The sequence below is a fragment of the Dietzia sp. KRD202 genome (assembly GCF_017168155.1).
Lineage (GTDB): Bacteria > Actinomycetota > Actinomycetes > Mycobacteriales > Mycobacteriaceae > Dietzia > Dietzia kunjamensis.
Window position 1 is genome coordinate 355,140 of record NZ_JABFAN010000005.1, and the last position, 24,248, is coordinate 379,387.

At 70.8% G+C, this 24,248-nt stretch carries 23 protein-coding genes and 1 pseudogene; 14 read left to right on the forward strand and 10 right to left on the reverse strand.

All coding sequences use genetic code 11. From position 1 onward, the window contains the following. Positions 1–1,249, forward strand: a 1,249-nt coding sequence (locus J1M64_RS02430) for a multidrug effflux MFS transporter (protein WP_307872347.1), incomplete at its 5' end; no start/stop codon positions are given. Here the strand turns inward: J1M64_RS02430 and J1M64_RS02435 are convergent. Then, complete coding sequence (locus tag J1M64_RS02435) at positions 1,224–1,961, reverse strand: CPBP family intramembrane glutamic endopeptidase (protein ID WP_206472459.1); 738 nt, start codon at positions 1,959–1,961, stop codon at positions 1,224–1,226. The two genes, J1M64_RS02430 and J1M64_RS02435, sit on opposite strands and share 26 nt — an antisense overlap. Before the next feature lie 83 nt (positions 1,962–2,044). On the opposite strand from J1M64_RS02435, the gene J1M64_RS02440 reads away from it, so the two are divergent. From J1M64_RS02440 to J1M64_RS02455, 4 genes are all read left to right on the forward strand, one after another. Then, positions 2,045–2,920: an oxygenase MpaB family protein gene (locus tag J1M64_RS02440; RefSeq protein ID WP_206472674.1), complete on the forward strand. Its 876-nt coding sequence runs from the start codon at positions 2,045–2,047 to the stop codon at positions 2,918–2,920. An 88-nt stretch (positions 2,921–3,008) separates the two neighbouring features. Continuing rightward, the gene (locus J1M64_RS02445) at positions 3,009–4,055 is read left to right on the forward strand and encodes a DUF808 domain-containing protein (protein ID WP_241260947.1); all 1,047 of its coding nucleotides are present in this window, start codon (positions 3,009–3,011) and stop codon (positions 4,053–4,055) included. After that, the gene (locus tag J1M64_RS02450; RefSeq protein ID WP_206472462.1) at positions 4,055–4,582 is read left to right on the forward strand and encodes a DUF488 family protein; all 528 of its coding nucleotides are present in this window, start codon (positions 4,055–4,057) and stop codon (positions 4,580–4,582) included. Before J1M64_RS02445 ends, J1M64_RS02450 begins: the two co-directional genes overlap by 1 nt. A gap of 40 nt (positions 4,583–4,622) precedes the next feature. Then, entirely contained in the window at positions 4,623–5,105 is a 483-nt protein-coding gene (locus J1M64_RS02455) for an FABP family protein (protein ID WP_206472465.1), read from the forward strand. An 88-nt stretch (positions 5,106–5,193) separates the two neighbouring features. Here the strand turns inward: J1M64_RS02455 and J1M64_RS02460 are convergent. Further along, positions 5,194–5,466 (reverse strand): annotated as a pseudogene (locus J1M64_RS02460) (ABC transporter permease); the annotation flags it as partial. Between the two features lie 124 nt (positions 5,467–5,590). Here J1M64_RS02460 and J1M64_RS02465 point away from each other — a divergent pair. Beyond that, a complete protein-coding gene (locus tag J1M64_RS02465; RefSeq protein ID WP_067718518.1) occupies positions 5,591–6,277 on the forward strand; it encodes a PhoU domain-containing protein in 687 nt (228 codons plus the stop codon). 63 nt (positions 6,278–6,340) lie between these two features. Further along, a complete protein-coding gene (locus J1M64_RS02470; protein WP_132063417.1) occupies positions 6,341–6,745 on the forward strand; it encodes a VOC family protein in 405 nt (134 codons plus the stop codon). Between the two features lie 85 nt (positions 6,746–6,830). On the opposite strand, the gene ilvD is transcribed toward J1M64_RS02470, so the two are convergent. The 3 genes from ilvD to J1M64_RS02485 all read right to left on the reverse strand — a co-directional run bounded on the left by ilvD (position 6,831) and on the right by J1M64_RS02485 (position 11,207). Further along, on the reverse strand, positions 6,831–8,570 hold the full coding sequence (gene ilvD / locus J1M64_RS02475; RefSeq protein ID WP_206472467.1) for a dihydroxy-acid dehydratase: 1,740 nt from the start codon (positions 8,568–8,570) through the stop codon (positions 6,831–6,833). A gap of 108 nt (positions 8,571–8,678) precedes the next feature. Further along, the gene (locus J1M64_RS02480) at positions 8,679–10,040 is read right to left on the reverse strand and encodes a deoxyribodipyrimidine photo-lyase (protein ID WP_206472676.1); all 1,362 of its coding nucleotides are present in this window, start codon (positions 10,038–10,040) and stop codon (positions 8,679–8,681) included. 99 nt (positions 10,041–10,139) lie between these two features. Then, complete coding sequence (locus J1M64_RS02485; RefSeq protein ID WP_206472469.1) at positions 10,140–11,207, reverse strand: LLM class oxidoreductase; 1,068 nt, start codon at positions 11,205–11,207, stop codon at positions 10,140–10,142. A gap of 103 nt (positions 11,208–11,310) precedes the next feature. On the opposite strand from J1M64_RS02485, the gene J1M64_RS02490 reads away from it, so the two are divergent. Beyond that, positions 11,311–12,594, forward strand: coding sequence for a cation:proton antiporter (locus J1M64_RS02490; RefSeq protein WP_206472471.1), 1,284 nt, complete (start codon positions 11,311–11,313; stop codon positions 12,592–12,594). A 130-nt stretch (positions 12,595–12,724) separates the two neighbouring features. Here the strand turns inward: J1M64_RS02490 and J1M64_RS02495 are convergent, their stop codons facing one another. Both J1M64_RS02495 and J1M64_RS02500 read right to left on the reverse strand, forming a co-directional pair. Beyond that, positions 12,725–13,345 carry a hypothetical protein gene (locus J1M64_RS02495; protein ID WP_206472473.1) on the reverse strand — a complete coding sequence of 207 codons (621 nt, stop codon included), beginning with the start codon at positions 13,343–13,345 and terminating at the stop codon, positions 12,725–12,727. Beyond that, the gene (locus tag J1M64_RS02500; protein ID WP_206472475.1) at positions 13,342–14,262 is read right to left on the reverse strand and encodes an endonuclease/exonuclease/phosphatase family protein; all 921 of its coding nucleotides are present in this window, start codon (positions 14,260–14,262) and stop codon (positions 13,342–13,344) included. The genes J1M64_RS02495 and J1M64_RS02500 overlap by 4 nt, the downstream gene beginning before the upstream one ends. Before the next feature lie 142 nt (positions 14,263–14,404). Here J1M64_RS02500 and J1M64_RS02505 point away from each other — a divergent pair, with 142 nt between their 5' ends. Then, positions 14,405–15,388, forward strand: coding sequence for a pseudouridine synthase (locus J1M64_RS02505; protein ID WP_154827970.1), 984 nt, complete (start codon positions 14,405–14,407; stop codon positions 15,386–15,388). On the opposite strand, the gene J1M64_RS02510 is transcribed toward J1M64_RS02505, so the two are convergent. The 3 genes from J1M64_RS02510 to J1M64_RS02520 form a co-directional block, all read right to left on the reverse strand. Next, positions 15,357–16,028, reverse strand: a complete 672-nt coding sequence (locus tag J1M64_RS02510; RefSeq protein ID WP_154827972.1) for a dihydrofolate reductase family protein — start codon at positions 16,026–16,028, stop codon at positions 15,357–15,359. The genes J1M64_RS02505 and J1M64_RS02510 overlap by 32 nt on opposite strands. A 49-nt stretch (positions 16,029–16,077) precedes the next feature. Then, entirely contained in the window at positions 16,078–16,542 is a 465-nt protein-coding gene (locus J1M64_RS02515; protein ID WP_206472477.1) for an SRPBCC domain-containing protein, read from the reverse strand. Between the two features lie 67 nt (positions 16,543–16,609). Continuing rightward, the gene (locus J1M64_RS02520) at positions 16,610–17,383 is read right to left on the reverse strand and encodes an isocitrate lyase/phosphoenolpyruvate mutase family protein (protein ID WP_206472479.1); all 774 of its coding nucleotides are present in this window, start codon (positions 17,381–17,383) and stop codon (positions 16,610–16,612) included. A 98-nt stretch (positions 17,384–17,481) separates the two neighbouring features. On the opposite strand from J1M64_RS02520, the gene J1M64_RS02525 reads away from it, so the two are divergent. From J1M64_RS02525 to J1M64_RS02545, 5 genes are all read left to right on the forward strand, one after another. Next, entirely contained in the window at positions 17,482–17,688 is a 207-nt protein-coding gene (locus J1M64_RS02525) for a dodecin (RefSeq protein WP_069390304.1), read from the forward strand. A 163-nt stretch (positions 17,689–17,851) separates the two neighbouring features. Beyond that, positions 17,852–18,295, forward strand: coding sequence for a hypothetical protein (locus tag J1M64_RS02530; RefSeq protein WP_069390305.1), 444 nt, complete (start codon positions 17,852–17,854; stop codon positions 18,293–18,295). A 38-nt stretch (positions 18,296–18,333) separates the two neighbouring features. Beyond that, a complete protein-coding gene (locus J1M64_RS02535; protein WP_206472678.1) occupies positions 18,334–19,899 on the forward strand; it encodes an ABC transporter ATP-binding protein in 1,566 nt (521 codons plus the stop codon). Further along, a complete protein-coding gene (locus tag J1M64_RS02540) occupies positions 19,896–21,746 on the forward strand; it encodes an ABC transporter ATP-binding protein (protein ID WP_241260948.1) in 1,851 nt (616 codons plus the stop codon). Before J1M64_RS02535 ends, J1M64_RS02540 begins: the two co-directional genes overlap by 4 nt. A 112-nt stretch (positions 21,747–21,858) precedes the next feature. Then, positions 21,859–24,093, forward strand: a complete 2,235-nt coding sequence (locus J1M64_RS02545; RefSeq protein ID WP_069390307.1) for an NADP-dependent isocitrate dehydrogenase — start codon at positions 21,859–21,861, stop codon at positions 24,091–24,093. Positions 24,094–24,248 lie beyond the last annotated feature (155 nt).

Consider the following 24,248-nt stretch of genomic DNA (forward strand, 5'->3'; position numbering starts at 1 on the left):
ACCCACCGCACCGCCCACCGCGCCGCCGATCCCCACACCCACACCCACCGCGTCGGTGCCCGCCACGATGCTCCTCGCGCTCGCGCTGACCGGGGCGATCGGGCCGTTCGCCACCGACACCTACCTGCCCGCGCTGCCGCTGATCGTCGAGGAGTTCGAGATCACGGCCTCCACCGCCCAGCTCACTCTCACCGCGTTCATGGTCTCGCTGGCGGTGGGGCAACTATTGATCGGACCGCTCTCGGACCGGGTGGGGCGGCGGACGCTGCTCATCCTGGGCTCGGTGGGCACGGCGATCGCCGCCGTGGTGTGCGCGCTGGCCCCGTCCATCTGGATCCTGGTGCTCGGACGCGTCGCGCAGGGCTTCGCCGGTGCGGCCGGGATCGTCCTGAGCAAGGCCGTCGTGGTGGACGTCGGGCGCGGTGCGGGCGTGGCCAAGGCGTTCGCCACCCTCATGGCGATCCAGTCCGTCGCCCCGGTCATCGCACCGCTCATCGGCGGCGCGGTCGTGCCGTTCGGCGGCTGGCGGAGCGTGTTCTGGCTACTGGCCGGCCTGTCCGCCATCACGGTCGTCGGGGTCCTCGTCGCGGTGCCCGAGTCGCTCCCGGCCGCGTCCCGCCGTACCGGGAGCGTGCTGTCCACCGTGTCGGACATGCGGGGCGTGGCCACCCACGGCCCGTTCATCGCGCGCGTGTCGGTGTTCGTGTTCACCTTCGGCGTCCTGTTCGCCTACATCTCCGCCAGCCCGTTCATCTACCAGGACATGGTGGGCCTGTCCCCCACCGCGTACTCGGTGGCGTTCACCGTCAACGCGCTGGGGATCCTGGTCTCGAACCTCGCGGGCGCCCGGCTGATCGGCCGGTTCGCCCCGGAGAAGATCATGCGCACCGGCGTGGTGGGCATGGTGACGGCGATCGTCCACCTCGTCGTCGTCGTCGTCGCCCTCTCCCCCGCCGGCACCCTGGGGTTGGCACCGGTCACCGTGGGGTTCGTCCTGCTCACCCTGTCCGTCGGGTTGGTCCTGCCCAACGCCGCGGCACTGTCCATGCAGGCCACCCGGGGCCGCTCGGGCTCCGGATCGGCGCTCCTCGGCGCCGCCCAGTTCGGACTCGCCGCCGTGGTCTCCCCGCTCACCGGACTCGCCGGACCGCACTCGGCGATCCCGCTGCTCGTCGTGATGGGGGCGTGCGCCGTCCTGGTCGTCGCGGCGACGTGGGCGGTGATCAGCCGGCCAGTGCGCGCCACGTGAGCGCTCCGGCGAGCGCCCCGACGGCGTTGAACGCCCAGTGCAACCCGATCGGGGCCAGGAGGCTGCTGCTGCGGCGACGGATCCAGATGAACCCGGCCCCGGCCACCGAGGTCGCGGTCACCGCCAGGCCGATCCCCGCGAGCTGACCCGCCAGACCGGTACCGAAGACCTGTGCGAGGCCGGCGTTGCCGGCCGTGAGCCCGAGAGACGACGTGACGTGCCACAGTCCGAACGCCGATGACCCGATCACGAACACGCCCGTGGTGCCGAAGGTCCGCTCGAGCGCCCCCTGCAGGACCCCGCGGAACGCGAGCTCCTCGGGCAGGACCGTCATCAGGGGGATCAGCACGAGCGCCGAGAACACCGCCATGCGCAGGTCCGAGTAGCGCTCGGACAGGAAGAACGGGCTCGTCGCCGGGATCAGGCACCCGGCCGTGACCACGGCCGCCACCAGCACCGTCGCCGCGAGACCGTACGCCAGCCCGCGGGGCATGTGCCGCGCCGCCAGCCCCAGGTCCGACCACCGCATCCACCGCGCCTTGGCGACCACGACCAGCACGAGAACGGCCAGCGGCACGATCCACTCGCGGAAGGGCAGACCGGCCAGGTTGGCGGTGAGATTGATGGCGACCAGCGTGGCCAGGACCGCGGCGACGCCCGCCACCCCGCGCACACGGGAGCGGCCGGACAGGGACGTCGACGTCGTGGTCATCAGTCGCGACGATACCGCGCGGCCCGTCCGTACCAGGGGTATGGTGACACGGACGACCACGTCACGTGATGGGGGTGTCCACCATGGCAACGGTGACGACGACCGCGTCCCGCGCCCTGACCGGCGCCCGCCGCAGGGTGGGCCTAGTGGTCCGTTCCCGGGTGGCGGGTGACGACGCCGACGCGAGACGCCAGCAGATCTGGCACTCCGAGGGCGAACGCTGGAACTCCCCCGACGACGCCATCTGCCGCGTCAACGGAGACGCCTCCATGTTCGCCGGCGGACTCACCGCACTCCTCCTACAGTCCCTGCACCCGCTGGCCATGGCCGGGGTGGCCGACCACAGCGACTACCGCGGCGACCCGTGGGGGCGCCTCCAGCGCACCTCGCAGTTCATCGCCACCACGACCTTCGGCACGATCACCGACGCCTCCCGGCTCATCCGGGAGATCAACGGTGCGCACCGCGCGGTATTGGGCACCGACTACCGGGGGCGCCCCTACGACGCCCGCGACCCCCACCTCCTGCGCTGGGTCCACGTCGCCGAGATCTGGAGCTTCCTCGAATGCCACCGCCTCTACGGGCGCGAGCCGCTGACGCCGGCCGAACGAGACGACTACGTACGACAGGCCTCGAGAACCGGGCTCATGATGGGCGCCGGGGAGGTGCCCCTCACCGTGCGCGACCTCGACGCGGCGTTGGAGGAGTACCGGCCGGAGCTCGAGGCCTCGCCCGCCGCGCTCGACGCGCGCCACTTCCTGCTCGACGGACCACCGATGGGACTGACCGACAGGCCCGCCTACGCGCTGCTGCGGGAGGGAGCCGTCGCGGCGCTGCCGGGGTGGGCCCGGACGATGCTCGAACTCCCCGACGGGCCGCTCGGATCCAGCGGACTCGGACGGGCATTGGGACGCGCCGGTGTCTCCTCACTGCGCTGGGTCCTCGACGCGATCGAGTGACGCGGCGCTACCCTGTGACGATCCGACCCTCCGGGGTCGGCCCTGTCGTCCGCGGGTTCCCCCCGCCCGTTGAGAAGTGAGGTCTGTGATGGCCGGTGGACTCGCCGCCCTGCTCGATGACGTCGCGGTGCTCGCGCGCATGGCAGCGGCCAGTACCGACGACGTCGCCGCCGCCGCAGGCCGCGCCGGCGTGAAGGCCGCCGGCGTGGTGGTCGACGACACCGCCGTGACCCCCCAGTACGTCCGCGACGTCGACCCGTCCCGCGAACTGCCCATGATCCGCAAGATCGCCATCGGGTCACTGGGCAACAAGGCGATCATCATCGTCTTCGCACTCCTGCTCAGCCAGTTCGTGCCGTGGATCCTCACCCCGATCCTCATGCTGGGCGGGCTCTACCTCTGCTTCGAGGGGGCGGAGAAGGTTTGGGAGCGGGTCTCCGGACACCACGAGGAGGCCGCCCCCGTCGTGGACCGGGGCCCGGACGCCGAGGCGAAGATGGTCCGCGGCGCCGTGACCACCGACTTCATCCTCAGCGCCGAGATCATGGTGATCTCCCTCAACGAGGTCGCGTCGGAGTCCTTCTGGTCCCGGGCGATCATCCTGGTCGTCGTGGGGCTGGGCATCACCGCGCTCGTCTACGGCGTCGTCGCGGTGATCGTGAAGATGGACGACGTCGGCCTCCACCTGGCGGGGAAGGAGTCCCCGGGTGTGCAGCGGTTCGGCCACGGCCTGGTCAAGGCCATGCCGACGGTGCTCGAGGTGATCTCCTTCGTCGGCATGCTGGCCATGTTGTGGGTCGGTGGCCACATCCTCCTCGTGGGGCTCGACGAACTCGGAGTGACGGCGCCGTACCACCTCGTACACGTCCTGACCGAGCCCGCGGCGGGCGTCGCGGGCGTCGGCGCGGTACTGGCCTGGCTCGTCGACACGGCGTGCGCACTGGTCTTCGGCCTCGCGGTGGGCGCGGTGGTCGTGGCGATCATGCACCTGATCCCGCGACGGAGCTCCGGGTCGCACGCCGGGGCGGACGCCGACTCCGACTCCGACGCCGGGGCCGGCACCGACGCCGGGGTCGCGCGCGGTGACCACGGCGGGGCGACCCGAAAGAGGACGGGAGAGGACACCGGCCACTGATGCTGTTCACGGTGGGGCACGGCAGGTTGGATCGCGACGAGCTGGCACGGTTGCTCACCGGCGCCGGCGTCGAACTCCTCGTGGACATCCGGCGCTTTCCCGGGAGCCGCGCGAACTCCGCCGCTGCCAAGGGCGCGGTGCCCGAGATCGTCGGCGAGGCGGGGATCGACTACCGCTGGGAAGAGGACCTCGGCGGCCGCCGCAGCCTCACCGCCGACCGGCGCCGGGCCTCCCCCGACACCTGGTGGCGGGTCGAGGCGTTCCGCGCCTACAGCGCCTGGACCCGGGACCCAGCATTCCGCGCCGCCCTGGATCGGGTCGTGGCCGACGCCCGATCGCGACAGGTCGCGGTCATGTGCTCGGAGTCGGTGTGGTGGCGCTGCCATCGGCGGATCGTCGCCGACGTCGTCGCCACGGTCCACGAACTGCCCGTGGGGCACCTGATGCACACCGGCAAGGTCACCGAGCACCGCCCGAGCGAGGGCCTGCGGCTCGACGAGCACGGCGAACCGGTCTGGGATGGCTGACCCCGCGCGGCCGGCGTCACCGATGGCCTAGTCTCGCGCCATGGATCCCGCCCCGACGCCCGCCGCCAACCTGACCCCCGTCGCCGCCCTGCTGGGCACCTGGAGAGGCGAGGGGGCCGGTTCGTACCCGACGATCGACGACTTCACCTACACCGAGGAGATCACGTTCACCGACGTGGGCAAGCCCTTCCTGCACTACGTGCAGCGTACGTGGAGCCCCACCGGATCCCCCATGCACACCGAGACCGGGTACCTCCGGGTCCCGGGTGACGGTACGGCCGAGTTCGTCCTGGCCCAGCCCACCGGGCAAACCGAACTCTGCGAGGGGACGCTCGTCGCCGAGGCGGACGCCCTGGTGCTGGAGTTCCACTCACGCGTGCACAACAGTGCGAGCGCAAAACAGGTCGACACCACGCACCGCCGCTACGAGACCGTCGACGACCGGATCACCACCACGTTCGCCATGGCAGCGGTCGGCCAGCCCCTCACCCACCACCTGCGTTCCGAGCTGCGCAGGGCCTAGACCGCAGCACAGGGCCGGTCGGTCACGAGGAACGACGAACTGATCCGGGCGCTGCGCGACCACCGACCGCCGGGGCCAGCCGCGAGCGTCAGCGCGCGGCGCGGTCGCGCAGAACCAGCCGTGACAGCCCATCCAGCGCGAATCCGAGGATGCCGATCACGAGGATCACCGCCATGACCTGGTCGTAGGCCAACTGGTCGCGGGCGTTGAGGATCTGATAACCCAGGCCGGACCGCACACCGAGCATCTCCGCGGGCACCAACACTATCCAGGCCGTCCCGAGCGCGAGGCGGATGCCGCCCAGGATCGCCGGCCGGACCGCGGGGATGACGACCCGGGTGAGGCGCTCCCAGCCGCTGGCGCCCATGGTCGGGGACCGTTCTGTCTATTCATTCCCGGGCCGGGTCCCCCTTTCCGGAGGGCGGCGCGGTGAACAGTGGGAGAACGGAAGCCGTCCGTTACCGCACCGGCACTACAGTCGTGTCATGCGCACTGTCTTCCATTCCAAGCTCGATGAATTCTCGGACCAGCTGGTTCGCTTCTGCGAGACCAACATCCGCCTGCTCGACCGCGCCACCGCGGCACTGCTCGACGGCGACGAACTCGCCGCCATCGAGGTGATCGACGGCGCCGCGGAACTGGAGGATCTCCGTGAGGCCAGTGAGCAGCATGCGTTCGAGCTCCTCCTGCTCGAGTCCCCGGTGGCCGGCGATCTACGTCAGGTGGTCTCGGGGATCTACATCGTCGAGCACTTCACCCGCATGGCCGCGCTGGCCGGCCACATCGCCCGGGTCGCCCGACGGCGCCACCCGCAGTCCGTGGTGCCCGCCCCGCTCGTCCCGCTCATCCGGGAACTGTCGCAGCACGACGGTCGGATGGCCCGCGAGCTCACCGCCCTGCTCGTCGAGAAGGACGCGGACAGGGCCCGCACCCTGGACGCCGAGGACGACGCCGTCGACCGCCTCCACGCGGACCTCATGAAGCAGATCTCCGCCGAGGACTGGCCGCACGGTTCGGTGGCGGCCGTGGACCTGGCCCTACTCGCCCGTTACTACGAGCGTTTCGGCGACCACACCGTGAGCATCGCCAACCGGGTCGTGTACCTGGCCACCGGCGAGCGCCCCGAGGGCGGGTCGCTGTCCCATCTCGATGACGGCACGGTTCTGGACTGAGTACTGCCGGACGGTTCCGCGCGGCGATATCCTGGGGTCCCGCGACCCGATGAGGAGACCGCCATGTCCCGACCGGTCCATTTCGAGATCCACGCCTCCGACCCGGCCCGGGCCTGCACGTTCTACGGAGACGCGCTGGGCTGGACGTTCGAGGACTGGAGCGAGTACGCCGGGAGCCCCTACTTCGGGGTGACCACCGGACCCGAGGACGCCCCCGGCATCAACGGGGCCATCATGGCCCGGCCGGGGGACGCGCCGGAGCCCGGCTCCCCCGTCCGGGGCGCCGTGCTCACTGTGGGGTGCGAGGACTTCGACGTCACCGCCGGCAGGATCCTGGCCGCCGGGGGCGAGGTGGCCCTGGAGAAGCACGCCCTCCCCGGCATGGCGTGGCAGGGGTATTTCCTCGACACCGAGGGCAATGTGTTCGGTCTCCACCAGCCCGACCCCCGGGCCGGCGAGGAGGCCTGACCCCCGCGGGGGACGACCTCGGCCCACCCGAGACCGCCCCCGCGGGCGTCGACGGTCCGCACCGCCCCCGTCGACGCCGTCCCGGTCAGCGGCAGATCGCCCCGGTGGACGCCGACTGCACCAACTTGGAGTACTTGGCCAGGACACCGCGGGTGTAACGCGGCGGGAGCGGCTCCCAGCCCTCGCGCCTGGCGTGCAGCTCCGACTCGTCCACGAGCAGCTCCAGGGTGCCCTGCGAGACGTCGAGTCGGATCCGGTCACCGTCGCGGACGAATGAGATCGGGCCACCATCTACGGCCTCCGGGGCGACGTGGCCCACACACAACCCTGTGGTTCCGCCGGAGAACCGGCCGTCGGTCATCAGCAGCACGTCCTTGCCCAGACCCGCGCCCTTGATCGCTCCGGTGATGGCAAGCATCTCGCGCATGCCGGGGCCACCCTTGGGGCCCTCGTATCGGATCACCACCACGTCGCCCGCGGTGATGGTCCCGTCCTCGAGTGCGTCCATCGCGGCGCGCTCCCGCTCGAAGACCCGGGCGGTGCCCTCGAAGACGTCGGAGTCGAAGCCGGCGGACTTGACCACGGCTCCCTCCGGGGCGAGCGATCCGTGGAGAATGGTGATGCCGCCGGTCGGATGGATGGGCTCCCCCATGGCGCGCAGCACCTTGCCGTCCGGGTCCGGCGGGGCGATGTCGGCGAGGTTCTCGGCGACGGTGTGGCCGGTGACGGTGAGGCAGTCTCCGTGGAGCAGACCGGCGTCGAGCAGGGCCCGCATGACCACGGGGACGCCACCGATCTTGTCCACGTCGGTCATGACGTGGGCGCCGAACGGCTTGACGTCCGCCAGATGCGGGACCTTGGCGCCGATGCGGGCGAAGTCATCGAGGGTGAGCTCGACCTCGGCCTCGCTGGCGATCGCGAGCAGGTGCAGCACCGCGTTGGTGGACCCGCCGAAGGCCATGACCACGGCGATCGCGTTCTCGAACGCCTCCTTGGTCATGATGTCGCGCGCGGTGATGCCCTTGCGCAGGAGTTCCACCACTGCCTCACCGCTGGCCTTGGCGTAGTCGTCACGCCGACGGTCCGGGGCCGGCGGCGACGCGCTCCCGGGCAGCGACATGCCCAGTGCCTCGGCCGCGCTGGCCATGGTGTTGGCGGTGTACATGCCGCCGCAGGCGCCCTCGCCCGGGCAGATCGCGCGCTCGATGGTGTCGACGTCCTCGCGGCTCATCAGACCCCGCGAACAGGCCCCGACGGCCTCGAACGCGTCGATGATCGTGACCTGCTTCTCGGTCCCGTCGGAGAGCCTCGCGAACCCGGGCAGGGTCGACCCCGCGTAGAGGAAGACGCTCGCCAGGTCGAGGCGGGCGGCGGCCATGAGCATGCCCGGCAGCGACTTGTCACACCCGGCGAGCAGGACCGAGCCGTCCAACCGCTCGGCGCTCATCACCGTCTCGACACTGTCGGCGATCACCTCGCGCGACACCAGCGAGAAGTGCATGCCCTCGTGTCCCATCGAGATCCCGTCGGAGACCGAGATCGTCCCGAACTCCAGCGGATAACCGCCGCCTGCGTGGGTGCCCTCCTTGACCGCTTTGGCCAGCCGGTCGAGCGAGAGGTTGCACGGGGTGATCTCGTTCCACGACGACGCGACGCCGATCTGCGGCTTGACCCAGTCGTCGTCGCCCATCCCCACGGCGCGCAGCATCCCGCGGGCGGCCGTCTTCTCCAGGCCGTCGGTGACGTCGCGGCTTCGGGGCTTGATGTCGGCCTCACGGCCGGTGGTCGGGTTCTCGGAGCGGGGGGTGTCGGTGCCGGAGGTCATGGGGCCAGCCTAGGCACTCGCCGCGGTCGGCGCCCTCGGACCCTCCCGCAGGCCGAGGATCGGGCAGGGCCCGGATCGGCCGTGACGGCCGGCGGCCCCACGGCCCGGTCAGCGATCAGCGTCCCTGGCCAGGTCGTACCGACGTAGGGCCTCGCGGCGTTCCTCGGCGTGGTCGACGATCGGCGACGGGTAGCCGCCGTCGTAGCCGCCCGGGGCGCGCCACGGCTCGTGGGCGGCGGCCCCGGACAGGTGAGCGAGTTCGGGCACCCATCGCCGGACGTACTCCCCGTCGGGGTCGAATCTCCGCCCCTGGGTCACCGGGTTGAACACCCGGAAGTACGGGGAGGCGTCGGTTCCCGTGCCGGCCACCCACTGCCACCCGTGGTTGTTGGAGGCGAGATCGCCGTCGACGAGGTGGTCGAGGAAGTGCCGCGCCCCGACCGGCCACCACACGTGGAGGTCCTTGACGAGGAAACTGGCCGTGACCATCCGCACCCGGTTGTGCATCCACCCCTCGGTGAGGAGTTGCCGCATCCCTGCGTCGACGAACGGGTACCCGGTCCGGCCCTGTCGCCACGCCTCGACGAGGTCCTCCACGCCGGGGCCGCTGTCGTAGGACATGCCCGCGAGCGGGTCGCGCAGGTCGCGCCACGCGGATCGTGGCCGGTGCCACAGGACGTCGGCGTAGAACTCCCGCCACGCGAGTTCGGTGACGAAGCGGCGGGCTCCCTCCCCGCCCGCGGCCGGGTGGTCGGCGAGTTCGGCCAGGATCGTGCGCGGGTGGATCTCGCCGTACTTCAGGTACGCGGACAACCGACTGGTGGTGTCGAGGTCCGGTCGGTCCCGCTGCTCGTCGTATGCCTCAAGATCGTCGTGGAGGAACTCCCGCCACCGGGTGAGAGCCGCGGCCTCCCCCGCTGCGGCGGTCCCGCCCGCTCGTGCCGGGACCTCAGGTGGGCCCTCCCCGGACGCGGTGGTCCACGGGATGTGGTCGGGCCGCTCGCCGGGCGGGGGCCACCCGTGCTCGTGCCAGGCGCGGGAGAACGGTGTGAAGACCTTGTACGGCTCCCCGCTGCCGCCCAGGACCCGGCCCGGACCGACGGCGTAGGGAGACCCGGTGGTCACCAGTTCGCGACCGTCGGCGTCGAGTGCGGCGCGTACGCGGTCGTCGCGACATCGTCCGTAGGGGGTGGATTCCCGGCTGATGTGGACGCGGCCGGCGCCGACCTCGCGGGCGAGCCCCGCGATCACCTCGGCGGGGTCTCCGGTCCGCACGACCAGTGCACCGCCCGTGTCCCCCGAGAGCGCGGCGAGGGAGGCCGCCAACCGCCCCGCCCGTACACCGGCCCGCCGCAGCAGCGCGGGGTCCCGGACGAAGACCGGCAGGACCTCGTCCCCGGAGGCGACGGCCTCGAGGAGTGCGGGGTGATCGGTCAGTCGCAGATCACGTCGGAACCACAGGATCGAGATCCCCACAGGGCCTCCCTCGTCGACGGGCACGACCGCCCCCGGGGCGGCGGGCGGCGCAGTGATCTCCCGAGTGTGGCAGACCCGGGCCGGGGATCCCGTTCAGTCGAGCGCGGGGAAACGGGGCACGACGTACTCGGCCAACTCGGCGATCACCTCGAGGACGGGTCGGCGGCAGGCCCCCAGCCCCAGCTGTACGTGGTTGACACCGATCCCCCGCAGGTCCTCCAGGTGGTCGACCAGTCGCCGACGACCGATCCGGAAACCGAAGTCGATCGGGGAGGCGGTCTCGTCGGGGTTCTCCGCCAGGTCGATGCGGAGCGACTGTGCGAAGGGTTTGAACACCTCGTCGTCGTTCCCACCGCTCTCGTTCCCACCACCGCCGTCGCTCCCGGCTCCCCCGGCCGCGGCGCCGTCGCTCCCGGCTCCCCCGGCCGCGGCGACCACCATCTCCCGCCACTGCTCGACCGTGCGCCGCTGGACGTCGAAGTCCCGCGGGTAGGTCATCCAGCCGTCGCCGTGGGCGGCGAGGTACGCCACGCTCTGCTGACACGAGCCGACCATGATCGTCGGCACCGACGCGGCGCTGGGCTTGGGCACCACGTCCGCGCTGTGCATCCACCCACCGGACCAGCGGATCCCCCGCATCTCGGTGGTCCACGCGTGCGTCACCACGCGCAGGTTCCCACGGAACCGCTCGCCCCGCTCACCCTGCTCGAGGCCGAACGCCCGGAATTCCTCGGGCCTGTCGCCCGACGCCAGGCCCAGCAGGAACCGCCCCCCGGAGAGCCGGTCGAGGCTGGTGGCGGATTTGGCGACGTGGAGCGGGTGCCGGACGGGCAGGACGATGCCGGCGGTGCCCAGCGCGATCCGCGAGGTGTGCGCGGCCATGTGCGTGAGGAACACCCACGGGTCGTAGATCTGGCCGACGTCGCCGAACGACGGTACCCGCAGCGGGATGTCACGGGCGTAGAGGGCGGCGAAGCCACCGGCCTCGGCCGACTGCGCGATCCGCGCCTGGACGGCCGGGTCGCCCACCTCGTCGCCGTCGGCCCGGGTCCGCAGCGGGAATCCCAGGCCCAGGGTGAGGAGGCCGGGCGCGTAGGTGCGCCGGAATCCCGGCAATTCGCGTGGGTCGCCGTCGGAGCGGGTGCACGGCGAGTCGGTCATGCCCTCCACCCTCGCACGCCGTCTCCGCCGCCGGACCCCTGCCCGCCGCACCCGGGGCTACTCGACTAAGATCTCCCTCATCCGTCGAGCGGAAGGCTGAGCGTTGACCACGACCCTGCTGGCCGCGGAAGCCTCCTCGACCGAGCTGATCTCGCTGTTCTGGGTCGTCCTGGTCGTCTTCGCCGCCCCGCTGCTGTCCTCGCTGACGCGGTCGCTGGTCCCCGGCGTGGTGGTGCTCCTCGTGGGCGGGATGCTGGTCGGTCCGAACGGGTTCGGTCTGGCGGTCGAGAGCGGCGGGGTGGCGATGCTCGCCGAGCTGGGCCTGGGGATGCTGTTCCTCCTGGCCGGGTTCGAGCTGGAGGTGTCGTCGGTGACGGGCCGGGGTGGTCGACGCGCCGCCGGGACATGGCTGGTGAGCATGGTCCTGGCCGCGGGCGTGGGGTGGCTGGTGTCGGGGCGGTGGGAGACCGCGGTGGCGATCGGCCTGTTGCTCACGTCCACGGCGGTCGGCACCCTGTTGCCGATCCTCAAGGGAGCGGGCCACGACACCACCCCGGTCGGCAGGGCCGTCCTTACGCACGGCGCCATCGGAGAGTTGGGGCCGGTCCTGGTGATGGCCGTCCTGCTCGGCACCCGCAGCATCGGCTCCTCCCTGGTGGCGGTGGGTCTGTTCTTCGCGGCCGCGCTAGTCGTCCTGGTGGTGCCGGCCCGGCTGCTCCGGGTGCGCGGCCTGGGTCGGGCACTGGTTCGCGGTACCTCCACGACGAGCCAGCTCGCGATGCGCACCGTCCTGCTGCTGCTGACCGCGATGATGGTCGTGGCCACGGTCTTCGGGCTGGACGTGGTGCTGGGTGCGTTCGCTGCGGGCATCATCCTGCGTCGGCTGGTAGATGTGCTCGCCGACCAGCTCCGCGCGAGCGACGAGGACCCCGACCGAGGCCTGGCCGAGGTGCTCACGCACCAGCTGGAGACCGTCGGTTACAGCGTGTTCATCCCCGTGTTCTTCGTGGTCTCCGGGATGGCGATCAGCGTGGCCGCGGTCGCCGATGCGCCGTGGATCCTGGTGGCGGCGGTGGCGAGCATGCTCGTGATCCGTGGTGGCGGGGTGTGGCTGTCCGAGCGCGTCCTGCGCACGAGCCCGGGCCTGACCACGACGCGCGAGCGCGCCAGGGTGGGCCTCTACGCGGCGACGGGCCTGCCGATCATCGTCGCCGTCACTCAGGTCGCCGTGGACAACGGCCTCATGGCCGCCAGGATCTCCTCGGTGCTGGTGGCCGCGGGCGCGGTCACCGTGCTGCTGTTCCCGCTGCTGGCGGAGCTGGTGCGCGCCGGGACGACCACGGAGACGGAGGAGACCAAAGAGACCGAGGAGACGACGACGAGGTGAGGTACCTGTGAAGCTGACGGCCACCACCGGGGCCCGACGGCTCGTGGTGCAGTCCTCCCTGGGTGCCGGTGACTCCGGGAGTCAGCTGCCGCTGCCGCTACGGCTGCTGATGAAGGTCGTGCTGGCCGGCCTACCTGCTCGAGGTGGTCTCGGACGACTCCCTCGTCCGCAGGGCGGTCGGCGTCAGTAGCTGAGGCCCACGGGCCATGAGCACGCCGGCGACCAGGGCGCCCAGTCCGCCTGCCGCCATGTCGCCGACGGTGTCCCCGTAGGTCACGTAGATGTCGTCGGTGAGGAAGGCGTAGCCGAACCACTCGACCATCTCCCACAGGGCGCCCAGCGCAAGCCCCAGCACCGTGGTCAACACGATCCCCCCGGCGGTGGTGAACCCGCGGGCGTCAGGCGACCGCACGATCCCCCGGTGCGCCAGAAACAGATAGGCCACCACCGCCATCCAGCCTGCGAGGACGACGTGGACGGGCACGTCCCACCACCGCAGGACCCGGTACAGGTCGACGACGTTGCTCCACGCCGCCACGAGCAGGGCGGTCGAGACGGAGATGTCGGCCCACGCGCGCATCCCGATGAACCTGGGCAACATGAGCGCCGGCAGCGTGAATGCCACGATGGCCGCATCGGTGAGCTCGTGGAACAGCAGCGCCAGCAGGACGCTGAGGACACCGAGGAGGCGCAGGGCGTCCGCGACTCGCTGCGCCCCGGTCTCGGCGGGCCGGAGGAAGTTGTCGATCACGTCGCACCGGCCCCTTCCTGGTCTCGTCCCGGGTCTCGCGGCTCGTCCCGCCCGGGGTCCGGACGGACCACGGCCTGCACAGGCAGGTGGTCCGACGGCCAAGCACCGCCGTACCGCAGCGGGTTGATCGCGGCGTCGGTGACCCTAACCCGTGATGTGGCAAGTATCCAGTCGATCCGGGTGCCGTCCCTGCGCGGCTCGCGGTACGCGGCGTACGTGCCCCACGGGTCGGTCCGCCGGTTCTCCGCGGCGCCCCAGCTGTCCACCAGTGCCCCCTCCGCGAGCAGGGTTCGCACCGCGGCATCGGACGGGCCCGCGTTGAGGTCCCCCGCGACGACGGCCGGTACGTCGCGCGCGGCCACCAGATCGCGGACCGCCCGGGCCGAACGGACGCGGGATCGTCGTGACAGTGGGTCGAGGTGGGTGTTGACCACCAGCAACTCGTGGCCGGTGTCGCGATCCCGGAAGTGCGCCGACACGAGCACCCGGGGGAACAGGTTGCCCCAGGACATCGATCCGGGGCGGCCCGGGGTGTCCGACAGCGCCGACTGATCCCACCCCAGCAGGTCGAGCCTGGTCGTGTCGTAGAAGATCGGGCAGGCCTCGCCGCCGCCGTTCGCTCCCCTACCCCGACCGAGGTGGTCGAACCGCTGGCCGAGCCCGTCGCGGACGTCCGTGATCTGCTCGGCGACCACCTCCTGGGCGCACAGCACGGTCGGCTGCTCGGCGCTCAGCAGCGCCCGCACTCGCGGGGCCCGGGCGGTCCACCGGTCGGCCGCACGGGTCAATGCGGCGGGGACCGGTCGACGGATGTTCCAACTCATGACGTGGATCCCGGGCGCCCCGACCCGGCCGAGGACAGGCGTCAGCCCCGGACGCGCGGCGTCCGGGGCGGATGCGGAGCCGTGCGGTGGCATGTCGGACGTCCTCCGCTCTCGCCGTCGATCGGACATGGCCGGGATCGTTTCTCCCACTGTATTCGGCGCGCAGGCCGGCGCGGACCGGTCGCGGGGCGGCACGAGATCGCGTCCACGGCGACGCGGGTGGGAGGATGACCGCATGTCGACGCAGCCGCCCCTGCCCGTCAGGGACGGCGTGGGACCCACGCGGTTGCGGGTGCCGACCACCGGCCCCTGGGCGGGTATCCCCGGGTTCCTCGTGGCCAGGTTCGACCACCTCGACCCGGGGGAACTGCACCGCCGGATCGAGGCCGGCGAGATCGTCGGTGCCGACGGCCGGGCGATCGCCCTCGACACCCCACTGGGCACCCACGAGTTCGTCTGGTACCACCGCGACCTGCCGGAGGAGACAGTTCTGCCGTACCGGGAGGAGATCTTGTACCGCGACGACCACCTCGTCGTCGTCGACAAACCGCACTTCCTCCCCACCACCCCGTCGGGGAGGTTCCTCCGGGAGACCGCACTCGTGAGGCTGCGAACCCGCCTCGGCAACGACGCCCTGACACCGATCCACCGGCTGGACCGCGAGACGGCGGGCCTGGTGATGTTCTCCGCCCGCCCCGACACCCGCGGCGCGTACCAGTCGATGTTCGAACGACGCGAGGTCGCCAAGGTCTACGAGGCGGTATCGGCACGGCCGCGGGGATGGGACCCTCGCGGCCCGACGATCGGGGGCCGCCCGCTGCCGATCATCCACCGGGCCCACATCCGCTCCCGGCGCGGCGACCTGCGCGTCACGGTCGACCCCTCACTCCCGACGAACTCCGAGACCCTCATCGACGTGCTCGCGGCCGGGCCCGGTGTCACCGGCCGACAAGTGCTGCACACGATCCTTCGGCCGCGCACCGGCCGGCCGCATCAACTGCGGGTGCACCTCGCGGCGCTGGGCATCCCCATCCTCGGTGACCGGCGTTACCCCGACCTACTCCCCGAATCGCCCGACGACCCTCACCTGCCGCTGCAGTTGCTCGCCAGCGCACTCGAGTTCACCGATCCCGTCACGGGCGCACCGCGGCGGTTCGTCACCCGGCGAACCCTGCGCCACGCCCCCGTCAGCGGTCGCGCCGGAAACTCAGGTGGATGACGCCGCTGGGCGACGCGGCGGCCTCGATGTGGAACCGCTCCTCGAGCCCCTCCAGTCCGTCCCACAACCGCTCGCCCCTGCCCAGGAGGACCGGGACCACCGCGACGTGCATCTCATCGATGAGGTCGGCTTCGAGGAACTGCCGGATCGTCGTGGTGCCGCCCCCGATCCTCACGTCGCCTCCCGCCGCCAGACCGCGGGCGTAGTCCAGCGCCTCGGCGGGCGAGGCGTCGAGGAAGTGGAAGCTGTTCCCGCCGTCCAGTTCGAGGACCGGGCGCGGGTGATGGGTGAGCACGACCACCGGGGTGTGGAAGGGCGGATCGTCCCCCCACCATCCGCGCCACCGCTCGTCCCACGGCCCCCGCGACGGGGCGAACTTGTTGCGGCCCATGATCTCCACGCCCACGCCGGTGTTCCACCGGCTGGCGAACGCCTCGTCCACGCCCACCGTGGGCGACTGGGCGTCGTGGAAGCCCATCTCCTGGAAGGTCCGCGTGGGCAGGGCCCACTCGAGGAGGCGGTGGTCGGCGTGGCCGAACGGCGCCTCGAGGCTCTGCCCCTCGCCGGTTCCGAACCCGTCGAGCGAGACCGAGAAGTTGTGGACCCGCACCCTCGATGCGGGTCCGTCCGCGACCGTCATCGCTCGATCGTATGCCGATTCCCGGGGGCGTCAAGGCGTGGTCGGCCCCTCACTCCACGAATCGCGCGAGTTGTCCCGTGACGAGGGTCCAGCCCTCCACCAAACCGAGCTCGTCATGTGTGGCGCGCCCCTCCTCGTCCGCGTGGCGCGCGGTGATCCGGTATGTCGTGCCGTCCGGATGGTCCAGCAGAGCCACCTCTCCGGTCACGGCCACCGGTGCCGGAGTCGTCGGACGCAGGGTGCTGTCCACTGCATTGGTGAACACCAGACGTTCGCACTCGTCGACAACCAGAAATGCGGCGTCCATGTGAGGCGAGAAGTGCGACCCGTCCTCGCTCATCGACGTGATGAAGCCGCCGCCGGCGTGCGGGGCGAAGTGGTCCACCCGACAGAGGTACGGATCGGGGATCCACCACTGCGCGAACGCGGCCGGGGTGGTCCAGGCGTCCCAGACGGCCCGGCGCGATGCCCGGATCACCCTCTCGATGGTCAGGTCGTCATACTGCGGGTTCATGGGTGGCTCCCGTCCGCCAGGTCCGGCGATGAGGGGCGGTCGACCAGCGCCCGGCCACGGTGAGGCCTCAGCTCACAGGGCTCCACTCGGCGAGCTGTTTCGCCGAGACCTCCGCGAGCCACATCTGCCACAGCGGGCCGAACGACACCCGTCGCACCCCGAGGCCCCGCAGCGCGGAGGCGTCACCGGCGCCGTTGCCCTTGACCGGATGAGCGGTGACGTTGAGCGGGATGGTCACCGCCTGCACGAGTCGCCCGACCTGGTCAGCGGTCGAGAGCCCGACCGGGTAGACCGAACGCGCCCCGGCGTCCTCCATCAGCCGGATGCGCGCCTCGGCCTCCTCCAGGGGGTCCGCGAACACGTCGGTGCCGAGCTTGACCGCGTCCGTACGCCCGTTGATGACGAACGGGACCCCCGCCTCGTCCGCCGCGCGTCGGGCGCCGGCGATGTAGTCGGCGTGCTCCTGCCGCTCACGGACGCGCTTGCCCTCACCGTGGACCACGTCCTCGATGTTGGTGCCGACCGCACCCGCCTCGATCAGGCGGTTGATCAACTCACGCGGTTCCAGCCCGTACCCGGACTCGATATCCACGCTCACCGGGACGTCGACCGAGTCGGTGATCCGCTTGACCACACCGAGGTACTCGGTGAGATCCATGTTTTCGCCATCGGCGCTGCCGAGGGAGTCGGCGACAGGATGGCTGCCCACGGTGAGGCCGCCGAAACCCGCGTCCACCGCGATCCGGGCGCTCCACACGTCCCAGACCGTCGGCAGGACGAGCAGGTCGCCGGATCCGTGCCGTTCAGCGAATTCGCTCGCGCGCTCGGTGACATCAGTCATGGGGACCTCCTGGTGACGTTGGTGCCCCGACCCTACGGGATGCACCCCTCCACCAGACCACCGTAGAGTGATTCGGGTCACACGAAAAGGAGGTCATCGTGAATCACGTCTACAGCATCACCGAAATCGTCGGCTCATCCCCCGACGGCACGGACCAGGCCATCGCCAACGCGGTCGCGGAAGCGTCCAGGACGCTCCGGAACCTCGAGTGGTTCGAAGTGCAGTCCGTCCGCGGCAAACTCGACGCGGACAAGGTCACCCACTGGCAGGTCACCATCAAGGTGGGGTTCCGGCACGAGTCCTGAGCCCGGTCGGTCGCACCCGGAATCGTCCCGCCACACGCGTTCACGACGTCCCGGGCGGCCGTCCGGATCCCCCGGCTCTCTCCCTCCACAGGCGAGAACGGCCATTCCACGGATCCCTGACCAGGCCTGTTCCCGGGCGGCGGGGTGCCGAAGACTCAGGGCCATGCGATTCGAACAACTCCCAGAGAACTGGTCCGATCTCCCGCTCGACGACGCGCCGCTCGCCGCCGGCGTCATCGACCTGCTCATCGGTCACCGCGACCGCCATCGCGACACGATGCTCATCCTGCCGTGCGACGAGTACGACGTCGGTCTGCCCTCGCCGATCCTCGTCGGTGACACGCACTGGCTGGCGGCCCCGGCCGCGCGGCGCGAGGCCATGTCCGTGTTGTCCCGGATCCCGGTGCCCGGGTTCGTCGTGGGCATCTCGGCCAGACGTCGGCTGCCGGGCAAGGTGGTCCGGGGCTGGCTACGGACGGTCGAGGACGAACTGGACGCCTCAGGGCAGGCCCTGCTCGCGTTCGGTGTGGCCGATCTCGACGGGGTGGAGATCGTCGGCGGTCGCGCGGCTCGCAACGGAAGTCTCGGTGCTGCTGCTGCCGGGTAACATCGCTCCTCGTGCCCGACAACTCACAGGCCCCGGGAATGGGCAGCATCGTTGACTACGCGGCGCTTCCCGGACCCGGCGGGCGCCGGTCGAAACTCCCCGCCGTCGACGCGCCTCGGTGGACGCTCAAGGTCGCGCTGGCGCAGCGCCCGTGGAGCTTCATCGCCTCCGGTGCCATGGCCGTGGCGTTCCTGTGCAACGGACTGACCCCGGTCGTGGTCGGACGGGCCGTCGACGATGCGATCGCCGCGTCCTCCGCCGACCGGCTGTGGTTCTGGATCGCGATCCTGGGTTGCGTGTTCCTCATGGCGATCGCCGCCAACTGGACCGCTCGTTTCATGCTGGTGCGGAGCCAGCAGTTGGTCAGCCACGACCTGCGGACCGCGGTCACCGACCGCATCCAGGATCCGCGCGGGTTCGCCGGTCGCGATCGCACCGCCGGCGGCCTCCTGTCCGTCGCGTCCTCGGACACCACCCGGGTCGGCGACATCGTCATGATGACGGTCATGCCGGTCGCCGAGGCCGCCGCCATCACCTACGCCGCGGCGATGATGTTCACCATCAATCCCTGGCTGAGCCTCGCCACGCTGGTAGGTGGTCCGCTGCTGGTGGTGGTGGCACTGTGGGTGGCGCGCCCGCTGCAGGAGCGGTCGGTCGAGCGGCAACACGCGATCGCCAGGGCCGCCGCCACCGCCACGGACGTCGTGCAGGGCCTGCGCATCCTCAAGGGACTGGGCGCCATCGTCACCGTCCGCGGTCGCTACGACGAGGTCTCCGGCACCGCGTACCGCAAGACGGTCCACGCCGACGCCGCCGAGGCCCGCCTCAACGGCGCCACCGAGGCCGCGGGCGCCCTCTTCGTCTCCACGCTCGGCATCTCCGCCGGTGCGTTGGCGCTCGCGGGTCGTATCACGATCGGCGACCTCATCACCGTTGTCGGTCTGACCCAGTTCCTCGTCGTGCCGATGACCATGTTCGGCCGCAATCTCGCCTCCCGCTGGGCGTCGGCCGAGGCGTCGGGCAGGCGGATCCGTGAAGTTCTCGGCGCCGACTTCGAACGCCACTCGGACGTCGGGGCCACCACGACCCAGCACTTCATCGACGCCCTACCGTCCGGTCTGATCGCCGTCGACGGCACCGATCCCGATCTGGTCCACCTGCTCGAATCCCTGCCCCGCACCCGGGTGGTGGTCGCGCCGCACGCCGCTGACCTGTTCGACGGCAGCGTGGCCGACAACGTCCACCCCGACCGGGGCATAGCGGAGCGGGCGCTCGACGTGGCCTGCTGCGACGACATCCCCGAGGGCCCCGACAAGCGCGTCGGAGAGAGCGGGCGGATGCTCTCCGGAGGCCAGCGCCAACGCGTCGCCCTCGCCCGCGCCGTCGCCTGGGACCCGGAGGTCCTCGTTCTGCAGGACCCCTCCACCGCGGTCGACTCGGTCACCGAGCAGAACCTCGCCGACAACGTGGCCCGTCACCGGGCCGGCCGGAGGACCCTGGTGTTCAGCCAGGCCCCCGCGTGGAGCGCGGTGGCCGATTCCCGTCTGACCGTGGACGGGCTCCGCGCGGCGGCGGAGGGTCTGCTCGTGGGGGCCGGGAGATGACGACGACGATCCCGACACCCCCCGTCAAGACCGACAGCGCCCTGAGGTTCCCGGTCGCCTCCGCGGGCGAGGTCCGCCGCGAGGTGGCCCGGCAGTTGCGTGGGGTCCGCCATGCGAGGCGGTGGCTGGCTCTGGCCGTGGTTCTGCTCAGCCTCGGTGCCTACGCGGGGGTGCTCATCCCCCAGCTGATGGGGCGGATCGTGGACCTGGTCTCCGGACAGGCCTCGGGTTCGCTGTGGCATATCGGTGCGCAGTTGCTAGCCGCGGCCGTCGTCGGCGCGGTGTCGAGTGCCGCCGGCTTCTATCTGGTGGCCAGGTTGTCCGAGCGGGTGATCGCCACTCTGCGCCAGGACATGGTCGGCACCGCACTGGGGCTGCCCTCCCACCGCGTCGAGGACGCCGGGTCGGGAGACCTGGTCAGCCGGTCCACCGACGACGTCGCCGAACTGTCCTCGGCGGTCACGGAAACCGTCCCGACACTGTCCACGTCCGTTCTGACGGTCGTGGCCACGGTGATGGCCCTGTTCGCACTGGACTGGCAGTTCGTCGTCATCCCGCTCGTCGTCGCGCCTCTGTACTACGTCGCCGCACGCCGCTACCTGGCCAAGGCCCCGCAGCGCTACGCCGCGGAGCGGGCCGCGATGGCCGAGCGGGCCCGGCGCGTGCTCGAGGCCATCCGCGGTCGCGCGACGGTGCGCGCGTTCTCCCTCGAGGACCGGATGCACACCCTGACCGGGAACGCGTCCTGGGACGTGGTCCGCAAGGGGATCCGGGCCCGGACCACCATGCTCGTGCTGAACGTGTGGATGCTCATCGGCGAGTTCCTCATGCTGGCGATAGCGCTGGCGGTCGGGTACCACCTCGTCGCCACCGAAGCCCTGACGGTCGGCGCGGTGACGGGCGCTGTCCTCATGATCATCCGACTGCGGGGGCCGCTGAACACCTTCATGCGCATCCTGGACGTTGTGCAGTCGGGATACGCCTCGCTCGCCCGCATCGTGGGCGTCGTCGTGGACCCGCCCGTGTCCGTACCCGACAGCGGAGTGGACGCGCCGCAGGGTCGCGTCGAACTCCGCGGCGTCGGCTTCAGTTACGGCGGGTCCTGGGCCGTGCGCGACGTCGACTTCGCCATCTCGCCCGGTGAGACGGTCGCGGTCGTCGGCGCGTCCGGGGCGGGGAAGACCACCGTCGCGGCGCTCGTGGCCGGACTGCTCGTCCCCGACGCCGGCGAGGTCCTGGTCGACGGCCATCCGGTCTCGTCGCTGTCCGACTCCGAGCGCATCGCCCGCCTGGCCACGGTCAGCCAGGAGGTCCACGTCTTCTCGGGCACCCTGCGCCAGGACCTGACGCTGGCCAAACCAGCCGCCACCGACGAGGAACTGCGTCTCGTCCTCGAACGCGTCCATGCCACCGCATGGTTCCGCCGACTGCCGGACGGGCTCGACACCGTGGTGGGGGCACGCGGCATCCAACTCGACCCCGTCGCCGCCCAGCAGCTTGCGCTGGCCCGGGTGCTGCTGCTCGACCCTGCCGTCATCGTCATGGACGAGGCCACCGCGGAAGCCGGGTCCGCGGGTGCCGGGGCACTCGAGCTCGCCGCCGACGAGATCACCCGTGATCGTTCGGCCCTGGTCATCGCCCATCGCCTCGATCAGGCCTCACGCGCCGACACGATCCTCGTGATGGACGGGGGCGCGATCGTCGAACGCGGCTCGCACGCCGCGCTGATCGAGCGGGACGGCATCTACGCCCGTCAGTGGTCGGCATGGTCCGCCGGCCGGCAGGGGCAGGCCTCCCGGGCGTCCGCGACATCCCAGGCCGGCCCCGGGTCCGCCCGACCGGGGTAGATGACTCCGGGAAACGGCGCACAGGTGTCCGACTCGGGTGATGATGGAGTCGGCGAATTGACCCCGTTCCACAAGAACTCGCTCAGCCACGAGACGAAAAGAGTCGACATCCATGACCTCAGACAGACAGACGATCATCTACACGCTCACCGATGAGGCCCCGCGCCTGGCGACGGAGGCGTTCCTCCCGGTCGTGCGCACCTTTGCCGACGCGGCCGGCATCGACGTCACGACGAGCGACATCTCGGTGGCCGCTCGCATCCTGGCAGCCTTCCCCGAGCGGCTCACCGATGAGCAGAAGGTCCCGGACAACCTCGGTGAACTGGGCCGGATGACCCAGGACCCGCACACCAACATCATCAAGCTCCCGAACATCAGCGCCTCGGTCAACCAGCTGACCAACGCGATCGCCGAGCTCCAGTCCAAGGGATACGACATCCCGGACTACCCGTACGAACCCAAGACCCCCGACGAGGTCGAGATCGTCGAGCGCTACGGCAGCTGCCTCGGCAGCGCCGTCAACCCGGTGCTCCGCCAGGGCAACTCGGACCGCCGCGCCCCGAAGGCGGTCAAGGAGTACGCCCGGGCCAACCCGCACTCCATGGGCAAGTGGTCGATGGCCTCACAGACCCACGTCGCCCACATGACACACGGCGACTTCTACGCGGGCGAGAAGTCGATCATCCTCGACCGCGCGTGCGACGCGCGCATGGAGGTCGTGACCCCGGACGGCGAGACCCACGTGCTCAAGACCGTGCCGCTCGAGGCCGGCGAGGTCGTCGACTCGATGTACATGAGCAAGAAGGCGCTCATGGACTTCTACGAGGAGCAGCTCAATGACGCCAAGGAGACCGGCGTCATGTTCTCGCTCCACGTCAAGGCCACCATGATGAAGGTGAGCCACCCGATCGTGTTCGGCCACGCCGTGCGGGTCTTCTACAAGGATGCCTTCGCCAAGCACGAGGAGCTGTTCCACGAGCTGGGCATCAACGTCAACAACGGCATGGCCGACCTGTACAACAAGATCGAGAATCTCCCCAGCTCCAAGAAGGAGGAGATCATCGAGGATCTCCACCGCTGCCACGAGCAGCGGCCGGAGCTGGCGATGGTCGACTCGGCGCGCGGTATCACCAACTTCCACTCCCCCTCGGATGTCATCGTCGACGCCTCGATGCCCGCGATGATCCGCATCGGCGGGAAGATGTACGGCGCCGACGGCCGCAAGAAGGACACCAAGGCCGTCATCCCGGAGTCCACGTTCGCGCGGATCTACCAGGAGATCATCAACTTCTGCAAGACCAACGGGGCCTTCGATCCGACCACGATGGGCACTGTGCCGAACGTCGGCCTCATGGCCCAGAAGGCCGAGGAGTACGGCAGTCACGACAAGACCTTCGAGGTCCAGTACGACGGTGTGGCCAACATCGTCGACGCCGCCACCGGCGAGGTCCTGCTGTCCCAGGATGTCGAAGCCGGTGACATCTGGCGCATGTGTACCGTCAAGGACGCGCCGATCCGCGACTGGGTGAAGCTGGCCGTGGACCGCGCCCGCGCCTCCGAGATGCCGGCGGTGTTCTGGCTGGACCCGTACCGGCCCCACGAGAACAACCTGATCACCCTGGTGAACAAGTACCTCGCCGAGCACGACACCGAGGGTCTGGACATCCAGATCATGTCGCAGGTGCGCGCCATGCGGTACACGCTCGAGCGCGCCTGGCGGGGCCTGGACACCATCTCGGTGACCGGCAACATCCTGCGCGACTACCTCACCGACCTGTTCCCGATCCTCGAGCTCGGGACCAGCGCCAAGATGCTGTCCATCGTCCCGCTGATGGCCGGCGGTGGACTGTACGAGACCGGTGCGGGCGGCTCGGCACCGAAGCACGTCCAGCAGTTGGTCGAGGAGAACCACCTGCGCTGGGACTCGCTCGGTGAATTCCTCGCACTAGGGGCGAGCCTGGACGATCTCGGGCGGAAGTACGACAACCCCAAGGCCACGATCCTGGCCAAAACGCTCGACACGGCGACCGGGAAGCTGCTGGAGAACCGGAAGTCGCCGTCCCGCACGACCGGTGAGCTGGACAACCGGGGGAGCCAGTTCTGGCTCGCGATGTACTGGGCGCAGGAACTGGCCGAGCAGTCCGACGACGCGGAGCTGGCAGCACACTTCGGCCCGCTCGCGGAGAAGCTGACCGCGGACCGGGACACCATCCTCGACGAGCTGCTCGCGGTGCAGGGCACCCCGGTCGAGCTGGGCGGCTACTTCCAGCCCGCCATCGACAAGCTGAGGGAGGCGATGCGGCCGAGCGAGACGCTCAACGCCGCTCTCGAGGACACCCGCGCCTGACCCACCCGGCCCACAACACCGCACCCACCGGCCGTCGGCTGGTGGGTGCGGTGCTGTATCGGCCTACACTCAAGTCGGAGCTGGTCCCGGTTCCCCGATGATGGGAGCCCGGATGTCCGGCACCGCTCAACCGTCCCGTTTCCCCTCCGATCCGA